General features: G+C 73.8%; 6 protein-coding genes. 1 reads left to right on the top strand and 5 read right to left on the bottom strand.

What is annotated here, in order from left to right:
* Positions 1 to 21: 21 nt before the first annotated feature.
* Positions 22 to 1,653 (top strand): chaperonin GroEL, encoded by a 1,632-nt coding sequence (gene groL, locus BM064_RS16135; protein WP_092861136.1) that lies wholly within the window; start codon positions 22 to 24, stop codon positions 1,651 to 1,653.
* Positions 1,654 to 2,157: 504 nt separating this feature from the next.
* On the opposite strand, the gene BM064_RS16130 is transcribed toward groL, so the two are convergent.
* The 5 genes from BM064_RS16130 to BM064_RS16110 form a co-directional block, all read right to left on the bottom strand.
* The gene (locus BM064_RS16130) at positions 2,158 to 2,940 is read right to left on the bottom strand and encodes a YjbF family lipoprotein (protein ID WP_092861134.1); all 783 of its coding nucleotides are present in this window, start codon (positions 2,938 to 2,940) and stop codon (positions 2,158 to 2,160) included.
* Positions 2,937 to 5,402 carry a YjbH domain-containing protein gene (locus BM064_RS16125; RefSeq protein WP_092861131.1) on the bottom strand — a complete coding sequence of 822 codons (2,466 nt, stop codon included), beginning with the start codon at positions 5,400 to 5,402 and terminating at the stop codon, positions 2,937 to 2,939. The genes BM064_RS16130 and BM064_RS16125 overlap by 4 nt, the downstream gene beginning before the upstream one ends.
* A gap of 189 nt (positions 5,403 to 5,591) precedes the next feature.
* A complete protein-coding gene (locus BM064_RS16120; RefSeq protein ID WP_092861129.1) occupies positions 5,592 to 7,376 on the bottom strand; it encodes a capsular polysaccharide export protein, LipB/KpsS family in 1,785 nt (594 codons plus the stop codon).
* A 17-nt stretch (positions 7,377 to 7,393) separates the two neighbouring features.
* A complete protein-coding gene (locus BM064_RS16115) occupies positions 7,394 to 8,761 on the bottom strand; it encodes an aminotransferase class I/II-fold pyridoxal phosphate-dependent enzyme (RefSeq protein WP_092861127.1) in 1,368 nt (455 codons plus the stop codon).
* A gap of 153 nt (positions 8,762 to 8,914) precedes the next feature.
* Positions 8,915 to 16,393: a type I polyketide synthase gene (locus BM064_RS16110; RefSeq protein ID WP_092861125.1), complete on the bottom strand. Its 7,479-nt coding sequence runs from the start codon at positions 16,391 to 16,393 to the stop codon at positions 8,915 to 8,917.
* Between the last annotated feature and the right edge of the window lie 114 nt (positions 16,394 to 16,507).

The following is a 16,507-nucleotide window of genomic DNA, read 5'->3' as shown; positions in this document are numbered from 1 at the left end:
TCAGACAGGAGCCAACGACAGATGGCCAAAGACGTCCGCTTCAACACCGACGCCCGCGACCGCATGCTGCGCGGCGTCAACATTCTCGCCGACGCCGTGAAGGTGACGCTGGGCCCGAAAGGCCGCAACGTCGTCATCGACAAGTCGTTCGGCGCGCCCCGGATCACCAAGGACGGCGTCACCGTCGCCAAGGAGATCGAGCTCGAGGACAAGTTCGAGAACATGGGCGCCCAGATGGTGAAGGAGGTCGCCTCCCGCACCAACGATGAGGCCGGCGACGGCACCACCACCGCCACCGTTCTCGCCCAGGCCATCGTCCGCGAGGGCCTGAAGTCGGTCGCCGCCGGCATGAACCCGATGGACCTGAAGCGCGGCATCGACAGCGCCGTCGCCAAGGCCGTCGAGTCGATCAAGGCCGCCTCGCGCCCCGTGAACGACTCCGCCGAGGTCGCGCAGGTCGGCTCGATCTCCGCCAACGGCGAGTCCGAGATCGGCCGCCAGATCGCCGACGCGATGCAGAAGGTCGGCAACGAGGGCGTGATCACCGTCGAGGAGAACAAGGGCCTCGAGACGGAGACCGAAGTCGTCGAGGGCATGCAGTTCGACCGCGGCTACCTCTCGCCCTACTTCATCACCAACCCCGACAAGATGATCGCCGAGCTGGAGGACTGCTACATCCTCCTGCACGAGAAGAAGCTGTCGTCGCTGCAGCCGATGGTTCCCCTGCTCGAGACCGTGATCCAGTCGGGCAAGCCCCTGCTGATCATCGCCGAGGACGTCGAGGGCGAGGCCCTGGCGACCCTGGTGGTGAACAAGCTGCGCGGCGGCCTGAAGATCGCCGCCGTCAAGGCCCCCGGCTTCGGCGACCGCCGCAAGGCCATGCTGCAGGACATCGCGATCCTGACCGGCGGCCAGGTGATCTCCGAGGATCTCGGCATGAAGCTCGAGAACGTCGGCATCGACATGCTCGGCACCGCCAAGAAGATCCGCATCTCCAAGGACGAGACCACCGTGGTCGACGGCCATGGCGAGAAGGCCGAGATCGAGGCGCGCGTCGCCCAGATCCGTCAGCAGATCGAGGAGACCACCTCGGACTACGACCGTGAGAAGCTCCAGGAGCGTCTCGCGAAGCTGGCGGGCGGCGTCGCGGTGATCCGCGTCGGCGGCTCCACCGAGATCGAGGTGAAGGAGCGCAAGGACCGCGTCGACGACGCGCTCAACGCGACCCGCGCCGCGGTCCAGGAGGGCGTGGTTCCCGGCGGCGGCGTGTCGCTGCTGTGGGCGTCCAAGGCGCTCGAGGGCCTGACCGGCGACAACAGCGACCAGAACGCCGGCATCGCCATCGTCAAGCGCGCCCTGCAGGCGCCGATCCGTCAGATCGCGACCAACGCCGGCATCGACGGCGCCGTGGTGGCGGGCAAGGTGCTGGAGTCCGAGGACCGGAACTTCGGCTTCAACGCCCAGACGGAAGAGTACGGCGACATGTTCAAGTTCGGCGTGATCGACCCCGCGAAGGTCGTCCGCACCGCGCTCGAGGATGCGGCGTCGGTGGCCTCGCTGCTGATCACCACCGAGGCGATGGTCGCCGACAAGCCCGAGCCGAAGGGCGCCCCCGCGATGCCCGACATGGGCGGCATGGGCGGCATGATGTGATCCGCGCCCGGGGCGCCCCGGTCTTCGGACCGGCCCCCGGGAACGCGACGCAGGTCGCGAGAGACGGAAGAGGGGGCCGCGGCGCAAGCCGCGGCCCCTTTCGCATGCGCGCCGCGTCGACCGCCGCGCCCGGTCCGGCCGCAGCGCCCGCGGCGCAGGGCGGGCGGAGGCGCCCGGGGCCGGGCGCGACCGCGGACGGAGCGACGGAGGGCGAAGGCGAGAGAGGCGGGGCGGGCCGCGGGAGCGCCGCGTCGGCGGCTGCGCCCGGCCCGGCGGGCGCGCGCGCGGCGCGGGGCAGGCGGGGCGCCCGGCCCCGGCCCCGGGGCCGGCGGGGGGCACGCCTCGGTACGCAGGCCCCGGGGCCGGCGGCGGGAGCGCCGCGTCGGAGGGGGGCGCCGGGCCGGGCGGCCGCGCCCGCGGCGCGCGGCCGGGCGGGGCGCCGGGGAGCGGCGGAGACCGCGACGCATGGCCCGGGCGCGCGGCGCGGGCCGCGCGCGGGGGCGATCAGCGGCTGAAGGGGGTGAGGACGGAGATCTCGAGGTAGCCGCGCTCGGGGCCGAACCACTGCACCGAGCGCCAGACGAAGCCGGTCTCCTCCTCCGCCCAGTAGCGGTGGACGATGGTGCGGTAGGGGCTGCGGCAGGTCTCCTCGACCTCGATCACGTCGAAGGTCACCTCGGCGAGGGGGATCTGCGTCGGGCCGATCGGGCGCGGCGCGCAGACGAAGGTCCGCGCGAAGGGCCGCCCGACGCCGTCGAGAAAGCGCATCACCCGCGTCACCTGGCCCGGCCACTCGCGCACCGGGCGCTGGGCGACCAGGAAGTCCTCGCTCGGGTCCGAGCGGTAGCCGATGCGCTGGTCGCCGAGCGCGTGGCCCGAGAGCAGGGCGGCGCCGTCGAAGGCCAGGCTCTGGCGGGCGAGGTTGAAATAGGTGACCGGCCCGTCCGGCTTCGCCGCGAAGGCGAGGAAATAGGCCATCGGCGCGCCCTCGACCTGGACGCCGATCAGCGCGCCTTCGATGGCGTTGATCTCGGCGCGGGACAGGACGCGGGGCGGCTCCGCCTCGTCCGTCGTGCCGAGCTGGTCGCCGATCGAGCCCAGCGCGGTCGAGCCCAGGCGGCGCAGCAGCTCGGTCGAGCTGCCCTCGCCGCCGCAGGCCGCGAGCACGCCCGCCCCGGCCAGCAGCGCCGCCGCCAGCCGGAGACGCCGCCGGACGCGGCCGGGGCCGCTCCCCAGGCCGGGCTGGCGCGGCGCGGCCGCGCGCGTTCCGCTGCTGCGTGCGCTCATCGCCAGAAATGCCCCCAGTCGGCGCGCAGGTCGCCGCGATCGACCTCCTGCACGATGGGATAGAGCCGGTTCGCCACGTTCAGCCGCGCGCCGCCGTCGCGGGTCAGCGGGCGGATGTTCATGTCCAGCGTCGAGCGCGTCTCGTAGGGCAGGCCCCAGGCGAAGGGGATGGTCAGGCGGATGCCCTTGTCGAAGCTGCCCTCGCCGTATTCGTCGAAGGGCACGTCGGTCAGGGTGAAGAAGCCGCCGATCTCCCAGCCGTTGGCGAAGCGCCGCGACAGGCCGAAGGTGGCGCCCCAGTCGCCCGCCAGGTAGCGCCCGGCGTCGACCTGAACCTCCATCCCATGCCAGCCGGTGTCCCAGTAGACCGAGGCGTGGCCGGTGGCGACGTCGTAGTCCTGGAAGCCGAACAGCATGTCGAAGTCGCGCTGGGCGACGTAGTTGAGCTCGAGCCCCAGGCCCCAGTCCTGCTCGGAGGGCTTCCACAGCACCTCGGTCGAGACGCCGCCGAACATCCGCTCGAGGTAGCCGACCGAGATCCGGCCGTAGGTCTCGGGGCTGACCTTGAACAGGTAGTCGCCGGTCAGCCGGTCGATGCCGGGATCGCCCTGCTGGAGATACTTGGCGAACTCCGAACGCACCCGCGGCAGGACCGAGTCGGACTCGCGCGTGATGTCGTCGAAGCCGTTGATCAGCGACTTGGAGACCGAGGCGCTGGTCGAGAGGCCGCGGGCCACCGTGAGCTGGGCGCCGGCGACGAGCTGCAGGTCCGCGCGCAGCGGGTTGTCGGGGTCGAACAGGTTCACCGGCAGGGCGGGCGAGAGGAACCAGCTGAACTCGGGGTGCCGGTCGGGCTCGTAGTCGGGCAGGAAGCTGCCCTCCACCGGCAGGGCGCTGAGCACCTCGGCGTCCACCCAGGAGGTGCGCTCGGCGTCCGGCGTCTCGACCGCGGCCTCGAGCCGGGCGCGGCGCAGCAGCACCGTGGTGGTGGGCAGGTCGTCCTCGACCAGCGTGATCTCGAAGTCCTCGACCGAGGGGGGCAGGGTGTTGGCCATGGCCCGCGCCGTGCGCCCGATCGCCTGGGGGCTGGCGTTGAAATAGGGGTTCTCGACCTCGACATGGGCGCGCGTCGCCTGGATGTCGGCCGAGCGCAGGGTCACCCGCTCGCCGTCCATCGCCTGGGCGAGGGCGTCGGCGAGCGCCGTGCGGGTCCCGGGCTGGTCGGCCCAGGCGGTGTCGTAGGCGCCGACGAGGGTGCGCTTGCCGTCCAGGTAGCGCCGCCCGGTCTCGCGCAGCAGCACCGAGCACAGCGGCGCGCCGGAGCGGTCGAGGAAGGTGACGCCGTCCACCACGCCCAGCTCGGCGTCCACGTCGAGCGCTTCCTCCACCGGGCACTCGGCGCCCGGGGCGAGGCGCGTGGGCGCCTGGGCCCAGCGCGCGCCCTCGGTGGCGCCGGCGAGGAGGCTCGCCTCGAAGCCCGCGTCGGAGCCGGTCGCGGGGCCCGGGCCCACGCGCTCGATCACCGGACCGAGCTCGGCCGAGACGCGGGAGTCGATCGGGGGCCGCACGCTCATCGGCGTGGGACCGGCCTCGACGTCGCGCGGGCCGGTGACCCGGGTGGGGTTGATCCCGATCGAGGCGCGGACGCCGACCTCGGAGCCGTACATGGCGTAGGCGCCGAGGCTGAACCAGTCATTGAAGCGGTACTCGGCGCCGAAGTTGAAGGGGATCTTGGGATCGAAGTCGCCGTTCACCTGCTCCTGGAGGTAGGCGTCGGTGGAATACTCGGCCTTCAGGCTCAGCCCGTCGAGGAACTGGGGCCGCCACTCGACGCCCGCGAAGCCGCCCATGTCGGGGCCGCGGAAGAACTGGCCGATGTTGACGTTGCCGGTGCCCAGGTCGCGGGTGTCGCGGTCCTTGAACCGGTTGGAGAAGTAGCCCAGCGGGTTCACGAAGTTGCCTGTGCCCGCCAGCCGGCCCCAGCCGAGGCCGCCGGTGATCTGGAGGCCGGGCAGCACCTCCTTGGTGCCGACGATGTATTCGGACGAGTAGACGCCGGTGCCGAGGAAGTCGCGCAGGCCGATGGCGACCGCGGGGAAGTAGCGGGTTTCGTCCGAGAGCAGGACCTTGATGTCGAAGCTGCGGTCGAACAGGTCGTCGCCGACGAAGAAGTCCTCGATGATCGAGTAGCGGAACGCGGCCTCGACGCGCGGCAGCACCTGGAAGGTCAGGGTGTTGCGCATGAAGCCGCCGAAATAGCTGGTGGTCACGCCCAGTTCGGCGTCGGGCTGGACCCGCGCGCTGGGCATGTCGATCAGCCCGGTCATGCCGTAGAGGTTGCGGGTCTCGAGGCGCGGCGGAGGAGGTTCCTGCGACAGCGTGCGCCCCGCGGGCGCAACGGCCGCGGCGATCACCACGCAGAACGCGATACGTCTGCGGCATGAAGCCGACGCTGAGATCATCCTGTCGCCCGTTCCAGAGGCTCGGTCGGAGGCTTGTCCGCCCCTTTTCAAGACCTTGTTGGCACGGGTCCGGCCCGCTGTCGACCGTCCCGCGCGCGGACGCCGGCGGGGCGGGGGGCGGTTGTTGTGCGCGCGCTACGGATGCGGACGCGGCGGCGCAGGGGGTTTCGGGTCAGTCTGAACGCGGGTTCAGCGCAGGAGGTTCAGCGCCCGCGACGCGAGGCCGCGCCACGCCTCCCGCGCGCGGCCCCGGGGGGTCTTCACGTAGTCCCGCTCGGCGTGCAGCCACTCGAGCACCTTTTCGGGCGGCGCGGGCAGGCGGGTGACCGGGTCGACGTAGCGCGGATAGAGGATCAGGGCGCAGGCGGCGAGCGCGTCGATCGACAGCGTCCGGCCCCGGGAGAAGGCGGGGTCGAAGGGCGTCTCGGTCAGGCCCCAGCCGGCGTAGAAGGGCCGCCCGAAGGTGGTGACGGGCAGGTCGCGCAGCAGCGCCTCGAACCCCATCAGCGAGGTCATGCACTCCACCCGGTCGGCCCATTCCAGGCAGGCCTCCGCGGCGCTCTCGGTCGCCACCGCGTCGGCGCAGGCGGCGAGCGTGGCCTCGTCCACCGCGCCGGGGCGCAGGCCGGTCAGCACGTCGGGGTGGGGCTTGTAGAGGATGAAGGCCTCGGGGTGGCGCGCGCGCACCCGGCGCAGCAGCTCGGCGTTCTGCTGCACCTCGGGCGAGCCGAAGCGCAGGGACTGGTCGCCCTCCACCTGGCCCGGCACCAGGATCTTCCGGCGCGAGGTCTGCGGCAGGGGGGCGGAGCGGGCGAGGTTGTACTTGGTGATCCCCAGCTCGATCAGCCGCCGGCGCAGGGCGGAGGCGCGCTCGAGCAGGGGCTCGGGGATCTCCGCCTCGCGCATCAGCGCCTCGAGGTCGGTGGGGCGGGTGGCGTCGAAATAGAGCCCGAGGCGATCGACCGCCAGCGAGCAGGGCGGCGCATGGCGCAGGCCCAGCCCGACCGAGCGCACGAACCCGTCCTCGAGCCGGATCACCTCCACCCCCGCCGCCTCCGCCTCGGAGGCGTCGCGCATCCCCCAGACGGCGAGGCGCGCGCGGGTGGCGAGCGCGACCTGCACCGCGTTGCGCAGGCCGCCGACATGGGCGGGGCGGCCCTCGGGCCCGGTCAGGAACGGGTCGGCGTTGCGCCGCTTCCAGCGCGAGAAGCCCAGCGTGACCGTGCGCCGGTCGTTGCGCTGGGCGGCGGCGCGCAGCAGGGCGAGCGCGTCCAGCGCCTCGGCCGCCGGGGCGGCGAGGCCGCGCCAGGGATCGACGAACCGCGCCCGGGAAAGCCAGGGCGCCGGGTCCGCCTCGCCGGCCAGGGTCAGGCCCAGCCGGCCGCCGACGGCGGCGCGATGGGCCAGCGCCCCGTGGGAGGCGACCACCCGGTCGAGGCGCGAGGGGCAGACCTCGGCCACCCGGCGCACCACCGGCAGGCCGCGGCGCCGCGCGGCGGCCTCGCCCTCGCCGCCATGGGCGAGGACCACGGTGTCGGCCGCGGGCGCGCGCGCCTCGGCCATGGCGAGCAGGCTCTCGGCGTCGGCGGCGTCGGCGTCGCGCAGGTCGACCAGCGTCTCGGGGCGCGCGGCGGTGGAGATCGCGGCCGGCCACCAGGTGAGGTCGGCGGCGATGCGCGCGGCGAGCTCGGCCGTGGCCTCGGGCGAGCGGGCCGGCGCCTCGCCGAGGCCGAGCGCCACGGGCGGGTGGCCGGGCAGGGCCGCGGGCAGCAGCCAGGGCAGCGCCGTTCCGGGCGCGGGGGCGTCGGCCCAGTGCACGAAGCGCGTCGCGCCGCGCCCGCCGGTCAGCGTGCGCAGCGCCCGGCGCAGGCGGGCGCGGGACGGGCCCTGCCGCGGGCCGCCGCCGCCATGGTCGTCATGCCCGGCATGGGCGCCCCCGGCGCGGCGGGGCCCGGAGGCGGGGGTCCTGGCCATGGCGCGCCGGCTCGCGCTCAGGCGCCGGCCCCGAAGGGCAGCTTGCGGGACCGGACCCGGGCCAGCGCCTCGGCGCAGATCTCGACCGCGCGGTCGATCTGGGCGTCGGTATGCTCCGAGGTCAGGAAGAAGCGCAGGCGGGCCTGCTTCTCGGGCACCGCGGGGAAGGTGATGGGCAGGGCGTTGAGCCCGGCCTTGAAGCATTCGTCCGACAGCATCGCGGCGCGCGCGCTGTCGCCCACGATCACCGGCATCACGGCCGAGCCCTTGGCCTCGCCCGTGTCCAGCCCCGCGGCCCTGGCGCGGTCCAGCAGCCGCCGGCCGTTGGCCTGCAGGCGGGCGACGCGATCCGGCTCGGCCTGGAGGACTTCGAGGGAGGCCAGCGCGGCCGCGGCCAGCGGCGCCGCGAGGCCGACCGAGAACACGAAGCCCGCGGCGTTGGCCTTGAGGAACTCGATCAGCGCCGCAGAGCCGCAGATGTAGCCGCCGCAGGACGAGAAGGTCTTCGACAGCGTGCCCATCCAGATCTCGACCGAGGCGGGGTCGACGCCCTGCATCTCGGCGATGCCGCGGCCGGTCTCGCCCAGCACGCCGACGGCATGGGCCTCGTCGACCATCAGCCAGGCGTCGTGGCGGTGCTTGAGCTCCACCAGACGCGGCAGGTCGGGCCAGTCGCCGTCCATGGAATAGAGCCCCTCGACCACGATCAGCGCGCGTTCGTAGCGGCCGCGGTTGCGCGAGAGGAAATCGTCCAGCCAGTCGAGGTCGTTGTGCGGGAAGGTCACCCGGGCCGCGCCCGACAGGCGCGCGCCCTCGGTGATCGAGTTGTGGATCCAGGTGTCGGTCAGGATCACGTCCTTGGGCCCCATCAGCGCGCCGATGGTGGTCATGTTGGTGGCGTGGCCCGAGACCATCGTCACGCAATCCTCGGTCCCGTAGAACGCCGCCAGCCCCTTCTCGAGCTTCGCGTGCAGGTCCCGCTCGCCCGCCACCACGCGCGACGCGGAGACCGAGACGCCGTAGCGCTCGATCGCGTCGCGCGCCGCGGCGTGGACCTTCGGGTGCCCGTTCAGGCCGAGGTAGTTGTAGGAGGAGAAGTTCAGCACCTCCCGCCCCTCGATCCGGCAGGTGGGGCCGGCGTAGCCCTCCTGCTCGCGGAAGTAGGGGACGCCGATGCCCAGCATCTCGGCCGCCGACTTCTGCAGGCGGATCTGCTTGTGGCCGGGCAGCGAGCCGAAGTCGAAGGCCTTGGGCTGCGGCTTCGGGCTGGGCCGGGCGGCGGGACGGTCGGAGGGGGTGCGGCGCGAGCGGGTCTGGCGCAGCTCCTCCAGCAAGGCGGAGCGGCGCGACGCGCCGAAACGGCCTTCGCGTTCAGAGCCGGACATGGGGCTCGTTCCTTCTCGTATGCGGCGCGGGGCCGCCGGCGTTCGGTCTGCGGCCGGCGTCGGCCGCGGTCGGTCTGCAGCCTGCGGACGCCCGCGCGCGGGTCGCGGCCGGCGGCCGGCCGCGCGCGTTCGGCGGCCGGCGGCCGGCGGGGGTCAGTTCAGCGCGCCGGCGGGGCCGCCTGCGCGGCGCTTCAGCTCGGCCAGGGCCTCCTGGTCGATCTCGTCGCCGGCCCCGACATGGCGCTCCACCAGCCCGTCGAGCACGGCGTCGCCGGTGTCGGCGCCCTCGGGCGCCGCGCCGGCCTCGGCCGGATCGAGGCGCTTGAGCACGCGGGCGGCGATGTCCATCAGGGTGGCGCCGCCGGCGAGGCTCATCAAGGGGATGTCGATCCCGAGCTTCTCCTCCGCCGCCATGCGCAGGTCGACGGCCATCAGGCTGTCGAAGCCGAGCTCGGTCAGCGGCTGGCGGGGGTCGATCTCCTCCGCCGGCAGGCGCAGGATGCGGGAGGTCTCGCCGGCCAGCAGCTCGGAGATCTTCTTCAGCGCCTCCGCCTCGGACATGCCGGCCACGAGGGCGGCGAGGTCCAGCGCGGCCTCGCCCGCCGCGGCGGCGTCGGGCATCTCCATCCGGGCGAAGAGGGGCGTGCGGGTCACCGCCAGCTCGCGGGCCGCCGAGGCCCAGTCGATCTGGGCGTAGTTCACCGCCGAGGCGTCCTGCGGATCGGCGGCGGCCAGCGCCATCTCCAGCCCCTGGAACGCCTCGCGCGCCGTGATCGCCGAAGACCCCAGCCGGTCCGAGAGGATCGCCCCGGTCCTGGCGTCGCGGGTCAGGTAGCCGGCGTCCGAGATCGCGCCCCAGGCCACCGCCAGCCCCGGCAGGCCGGCGCGCCTGCGCTCGGCCATCAGCGCCTCGAGGTAGCAGTTGGCGGCGACGTAGGCGGTCTGGCCGGGGTTGCCGACCAGCGTGGTGGCCGAGGAGTAGACCACGAAGAGGTCGAGCTTCAGGTCCCGCGTCAGGCGGTCCAGCGTCTCGGCGCCCGCGATCTTGGGGCGCAGCACCGTGCGGATGCGGTCGCCGTCGAGGTTGGCGAAGAGCGCGTCATCGAGCGTCATCGCCGTGTGCAGCACGCCGCGCAGGCGGGCGGGGCCGGCCTCGATCTCGTCGATCAGCTCCTTCTGCGCGGTCTCGTCGGCGGCGTCGCAGGCGCGGGTGACGACCTTGGCGCCCATCGCCTCCATCCGGCGGATGGCGGTTTTCGCCGCTTCCGTGACCCGGCCGGAGCGGGAGGTGAGCCAGATGTGGCGCGCGCCGCGCTCGACCAGCCAGGCGGCGGTCTCGGCGCCGAAGCCGCCGAGGCCCCCGACCACGAGGTAAGCGCCCTTGGCGGTGATCTTCGGGGCGCGGGTCTTCGGCGCCTCCACCTTCGGCGGGGCCTTCACCAGGATCTTGCCGATATGGCCGGACTTCTGCATCAGGCGGAAGGCGTCGACCACCTCGGCGCTGTCGAAGACGATGTGCGGCAGCGGGATCAGGTCACCCCGCTCGAACCCGTCGCCGAGCTGCTCGAAGACGCGCACGGCGAGCTCGGGGCGGTAGACCAGCAGCTGGTCCGCATCGACGCCGAAATAGGTCAGGTTGCGCCGGAACGGGCGCAGGCCGATCTGGGAGTTGGCGTAGTAGTCGCGCTTGCCCAGCTCCACGAAGCGGCCGAAGGGCTTGAGGCACTCGATCGAGCGCTCCATCGCCTCCCCGAACAGGGAGTTCAGGACCACGTCGACCCCGCGGCCGTCGGTCACCTGCATCACGTCGTCGGCGAAAGTCAGCGAGCGGCTGTCGAAGACATGCGCGGCGCCCAGCTGGCGGAGCAGCTCGCGCTTGGCCGGAGAGCCGGCGGTGGCGATGACCTGCGCGCCGCGGGCGGCGGCGATCTGCAGGGCCGCGAGGCCCACGCCCCCGGCGCCGCCATGGATCAGCACCGTCTCGCCGCGGGCGAGGTGGGCCAGTTCCACAAGGCCATACCAGGCGGTCAGGAAGGTGGTGGGGATGGTCGCGGCGGCGGTCAGGTCCACGCCCTCGGGGAGGGGGGCGACGGCGTTCTCGTGCACGCAGACATGGGTCGCGAAGCAGGACGGCGCGAAGGCGATCACGCGGTCGCCCTCCCGGAACCGGGCGCAGCCGGGGCCGGTGCGCACCACCACGCCGGAGCATTCCATGCCCAGCGTGGGGCCGGCGAAACCGTCCTCGAGCGCTTCCTCGGGCAGCAGACCCTGCGCCCACATGATGTCGCGGAAGTTCAGGCCGGCGGCGACGACCTCGATCTCGATCTCGCCGTCGCCGGGGGCACCGCGATCCTCGACCCGCCACTCCAGGCTGTCGATCGAGCCCTGCTGGCCCAGCGCCAGGCGGCGCACGCCCATGCTCGGGTCCGCAAGCTGCGCCGCCCGGGCGCGGTCGGCGAGGTCGGAGACGCGCTCCGCCCGCACGCCCGCACGGCCGGCGAGGTCGTGGACCGTCTCGCGATCCTCGGCCGGCGAGAGGATCTCGGCGGCGAGACGGGGGGCGAGGTCGGGGATCTCGGGCGCGAAGTCGGCGAGGCGCACGTCGATGTCCGGGAACTCGTTCGCCAGCACGCGGGCGAGACCCCAGGCGGCGGCCTCGGACGGGTGCAGCGGCCGCAGCGGGCCCGCGGCGACGCCGCCGCGGGTGACGACCCACAGGCGCGCGACCCGGCCGGGCAGGGCCAGCGCGGTCTTCGCCGACAGCATCCGGGCGTGGGCCGCGGCCAGGGCCGGGCCGTCCTGGGCGAGATGGGCCAGCAGCACGATCTCGGCGGCCTCCGAGGCCTCCAGCGCGGCGCCGAGCTTCGCCTCGGTCACCGCGGCGGTCTCGCGCCCGGCTTCGGCGAGGCGCGCGGCCAGGGCCTCGGCCAGCGCGGTCTCGGCGGCGGCGTGGACCACCAGGATCGGGCCGTCGCCGGCCTCGCCCTCGGCCGGCATCCGGGCGGGGGCCGCGGCGAGGATCAGGGCGGCCTGCGCCTCGGCGCTCGCCAGCGGGCGGGCGGAGACGTCGAGGAAGCCCGCGGCCGACAGCGTCTCGGCCCACTCCGGCGCCTCGCGCAGGCGGCCGACGGGCAGGGCGGGGTCGAGGGTGTCGGACCACCAGTCGGCCTCGTCGCCCTCGATCAGGTCGGCGATCAGGCTGGGCGCCTCCTCGACCGCGACCAGCGCCGCGCCCTCGGCCATCAGGGCCTTGAGGTCGGCGAGCGCCGGGGCGCCGAGGCGGCACAGCGCGTCGCCCGCCAGCACCAGGTCGAAGCTGCGGCCATGGATCTCGTCGAGCGCGAGATAGTCGATCTTGGCCCGCTCCGGATCGCCCACCTTCAGCGAGCGGACGTGGCGCGGGTCAGGGTCGGTGACCACGCAGGCCGAGACCACGGCCGAGGCCTGCAGGCGGTCGAGCAGCGCCGCGGGCGCCGCCCCCACCACCAGCACGTCCAGCCGCCGGTCGGCGCGGGCGTTGGCGACCGTGATCGCGGCGGCCTCGGAGAGCGCGGACCAGCGCGCCTCGCCGGCGGGACCCGAGGCGGCCATGCGCAGCTGGGCGGCGGTGACGGGGCCGTCGGCGCCCTCGTGCGGGCCGCGGGCCAGCAGCTTCGGCAGCGCGTCGGGCAGGGCCATCAGGCGCGCGATCTCGACGATGCGGCGCGGCGCCTCGGCGAACAGCGCCTCGGTCAGGGCCGAGAGCGGCGGGTAGGGCGGATTGGGGTCGAGCAGGGCGCGCCCGTCCTCGGCGCGGCCCACGGCCTCGTCCTCCTCCAGCGCGATCAGCAAGCGCTCGAACAGGGGGCGGGCGGTCTCGGCCAGGCGGCCCTCGGCGATCAGCGCCTCGGCGTCGAGCACGGTGGATTCGGTCGCCAGCGTCGCCAGCGCGTCGCGGGCGATGCGCCGCGCGGTGGTGTCGAGCAGCAGCGCGCCGGCGGAGAGGTCAGGCGCCTCGTCGACGCCGAGGTCGCGCAGCAGCCCGGGGGCGAGCGCGCCGAGGTCGGTCTTCGCGCCGCCGGCGGGGGCGAGGCGGGCCAGCGCGTTGCGGTAGGTCAGCTCCGAGGCCGGCTTCGCGCGCGAGATCCGCACGCCCTTGAAGCGCGCGCCGATCAGGGTCGCGATGGGCGCGCCGGTGACGTCGACCAGCCGGAAGGTGGCCTCGAGGCTGCGCTCGGAGGCCTTGTCGATCTCCACCCACGCCCCGACGGGGGCGGCGTGGGGCGCGTGCAGGATCAGCGAGCCGAGCCGCACCGGCAGGTAGGACATCGAGCCGTCGGCGGCGTCTGCCCGCTCGGCGATCAGGGCGAAGAGGCCGTGGAAGGCCGCGTCCAGCAGCGCCGGGTGCAGCGCGTGGCGCGCGCAGTCGAGCGCGGGATGCGCCGCATCCAGCGTCACGAAGCAGGAGCGGGCGTCGACCAGCCGGGCGGAGACGGCGCGGCGGAACACCTCGCCGTAGCCCAGGCCGAAGCGGCGGGTCAGCTCGTAGAGGCGATCCGCGCCCATGGTGCGCTCGGCGTCCGGCGCGGGCGGGGTCTTGGCGGCCGGGATCGGCCCGGCGGGGCGGCGCAGGCGGCCGCGGGCGTGCAGGCCGAAGTCTTCGCCCGACAGGCGCCGGCGGCTTTCCACGTCCACCACCAGGCGGTCGCCCTGCAGGGTGGTGCGCAGCTCATAGCCCGTGCCCTCCTCCATCGCCAGCGGGCGGAGGATGTCGAGGTCGGCGAGCTCGATCGGCCCGTCGGCGCCCAGCGCCTCCAGCCCGGCGGCGAGCGCCATGTCCACGTAGCCGGCGGCGGGGAACACCACCGCGTCCTCGACCCGGTGGTCGCCCAGCCAGGCGGGGGAGGCGGGGTCGACGGTCGCGCGCCAGTCGCGCCCGCCGGCGCGCAGCGCCGTGCCCAGCAGCGGGTCGCCGCCCATCGCGTCGAGCTGGCGGACCGCCTCGTCCGAAGCGGGGACCACGTAGGTCTGCTGGCGCCAGGGGTAGAGCGGCAGGTCCTGGTCGGGGCGGGCGTCGCGGCCGAAGAAGCGGTTCTCGACCACATGCGCGCCCTGCGCCACGGCCAGCGCCACCACGCGGCGCATGTCGGCGCGCTCGTCCTTCTCCTCCAGCGTGGGGAGGACGGCGGCGGGGCGGGAGCGCTCGGCGGCGGTGTCGCGGACGTAGGTCGAGAGCACGGGGCGCGGCCCGATCTCGACGAAGTTCACGCAGTCGGCCTCCAGCAGGGTCTCGAGCCCCTGGCGGAACAGCACCGGCTGGCGGATGTTGGTCCACCAGTAATGCGGGCCCAGCGCCTCGCCGTCGGCGGTCCCGCCGAAGGTGGCGGAGACGAACTCGCAGCGCGTCTCGGCCGGCCGCAGCCAGTCGAGGTCGGCGAGGAGATCGTCCTTCAGCGCCTCGGCCAGCGGGGAGTGGAACGGGTAGTCCAGCCCCAGCGCCTTGCAGGCGATCTTCTTGCGGCGCGCGAACTTGGAGAAGGCGGCGATCTGGTCGGCGGGGCCGGAGATGGTCACCGAGCGGGGCGAGTTGTCGGCCGCCACCGCGATCTGGTCGAAGCCGCCCTCCTCGAGCGCCGTGTGGGCGGCGTCCGCGCCGGCGAGCACGGCGGCCATGGTGCCGCGGTCGCGGATCTTCTCCTGGTTGCGGGAGCGCACGTGGATCAGGCGCACCGCGTCGGGCAGGTCGAAGGCGCCGGCGGCCCAGGCCGCGGCGACCTCGCCGACCGAATGGCCGAGCACGGCGTCGGGCTTCAGGCCCTTCTCGGCCAGGCTCTCGACGGTGGCGACCTGGGTCGCGAAGATCAGCGGCTGGGCCAGCGAGGTGTAGGGCAGACGTTCGACCAGATCCTCGGCATGCATCGCCTCGACCAGGGAGACGTCTGCGAGTTTCTCGAAGATGGTCGAGACCGCGTCGAAGGTGGCGCGGAAGATCGGGTCGTTGGCGTAGGCGGCGCGGCCCATGCCGACATGCTGGGCGCCGTTGCCCGAGAACACGAAGGCGGTGCGCCCCTCGCGCGACTGGGCGCGGCCGGTGGCGAGCATCGGCGACTTGTCGCCGGCGATATGGGCGTCGAGCGCCGCGAGCTGCTCCTTGCGGTCGTCCGAAAGGGCGATCAGGCGATGAGGCAGACGCTCGCGCTGGTAGGCGGCGGCGTTGGCGATGCGCGCGGCCTCGGCTGCCGACGCGGTCTCGAGCCGGGCGCGGTAGGCGCGGGCGAGGGCCGAGAGCGACTCCTCGGAGCGGGCCGAGAGGATCAGGGGCGCGGGCTCGATCTTGCCGGGCTCGGGGCGCTTTTCCTCGGCCTTGGGCTGGCGCAGGACCACATGGGCGTTGGCGCCGCCGAAGCCGAAGGAGTTGACGCCGGCGTAGAGGGGGGCGCCCTGCGTCTCCAGCGGGGTGGCGGAGGCCGCGACCGTCAGGTTCCAGTCGTCGAACTTGATGTCGGGGTTCGGCTCGCGGAAGTGCAGCGAGGCGGGGAGCATCCCGTGCTCCAGCGCCAGCTGCGCCTTCAGCAGGCCGACGAGGCCCGAGCCGGCCTCGAGATGGCCGACGTTGGTCTTGGCCGAGCCGATGGGCAGCGGGTCGGCGCGCCGCCGGCCCAGCGCCTGGCCCAGCGCCCAGGTCTCGATCGGGTCGCCGGCGCGGGTGCCGGTGCCGTGCGCCTCGATGAAGGCGAGCTTGGCGGGATTGACGTTGAAGCGCTGGTAGACGTCCTCCAGCAGCGCGCGCTGCTGGTCGCCCGAGGGCAGGGAGACGCCGGTGGTGCGCCCGTCGGAATTGATGCCCGCGCCCGAGATCACGCCCAGCACGCGGTCGTTGTTGGCGATCGCGCTCTCCAGCGTGCGCAGCACGAAGACCACCGCCCCTTCGGAGCGGACGTAGCCGTCGCCGTTGGCGTCGAAGGCCTGGCAGAGGCCGACCTTGGAGAGCATCGTGGCCGCCGAGAAGCCCACGAAGGGGAACGGCGACAGCAGCATGTTCACCGCGCCGACGATGGCGGTGTCCACCAGCCCCGCCTGCATGGCGACGAACGCCTCGTGCAGGGCGTAGAGGCCCGAGGAACAGGCGGTGTCGACGGTGTAGCTCGGCCCGTTGAGGTCGAGGATGTAGCTGATCCGGTTGGAGATCAGCGACAGCGTGTTCCCGGTCATGAACTGGGAATCGATCCCCGCGGGGTCGTAGTAGAAGCGGTTGGCGTAGTCCGAGGACGAGGCGCCCACGAACACGCCCGTCGTCGCCTTCGGCAGATCCGAGGCGCGCAGGCCGGATTTCTCCAGCGCTTCCCAGGTCACCTGAAGGATCAGGCGCTGCTGGGGGTCCATCTGCTCGGCCTCGCGCGGCGAGATGCCGAAGAACCCCGCGTCGAAGTCGAAGGGGGCGTCGAGCTGGCCGGCGGCGAACGTGTAGCTGCGCCCGGGCCCGCCCGCCGGAGTTTTCCAGCGGTCGGTGGCCCAGCGCGCGGGGTCGACCTGTCCGACCGAGCAGCGTCCGTCCTTGAGAAGCGACCAGAACCTGTCCGCGTCCGAAGCGCCGGGGAGCCGGCAGCCGTACCCGACGATGGCGATCTCGCCCGGCTTGGTGGATTTAAGCACAGCCTGCCCTCTGCGACCTCAGCGGCGCGCCGGGTGCCATTGCCCGGCGTTCTCGATTGTCGGTCCCTCTCCCCCCACGTCGTTGCGCGTCGGGACCGTGCCTCGTGTCTCGGC

Origin of the sequence: Albimonas pacifica, from assembly GCF_900113695.1 — a bacterium.
GTDB lineage: Bacteria > Pseudomonadota > Alphaproteobacteria > Rhodobacterales > Rhodobacteraceae > Albimonas > Albimonas pacifica.
Note: the sequence above shows the minus strand (reverse complement) of the source record. Positions and strands in the feature narration are given on the sequence as shown.

Coding starts and splice junctions, on each gene's coding strand:
- BM064_RS16115 (WP_092861127.1), bottom strand. CDS start 8,761: ATGTCCGGCTCTGAACGCGAAGGCCGTTTCGGCGCGTCGCGCCGCTCC.
- BM064_RS16125 (WP_092861131.1), bottom strand. CDS start 5,402: ATGATCTCAGCGTCGGCTTCATGCCGCAGACGTATCGCGTTCTGCGTG.
- groL (WP_092861136.1), top strand. CDS start 22: ATGGCCAAAGACGTCCGCTTCAACACCGACGCCCGCGACCGCATGCTG.
- BM064_RS16120 (WP_092861129.1), bottom strand. CDS start 7,376: ATGGCCAGGACCCCCGCCTCCGGGCCCCGCCGCGCCGGGGGCGCCCAT.
- BM064_RS16130 (WP_092861134.1), bottom strand. CDS start 2,940: ATGAGCGCACGCAGCAGCGGAACGCGCGCGGCCGCGCCGCGCCAGCCC.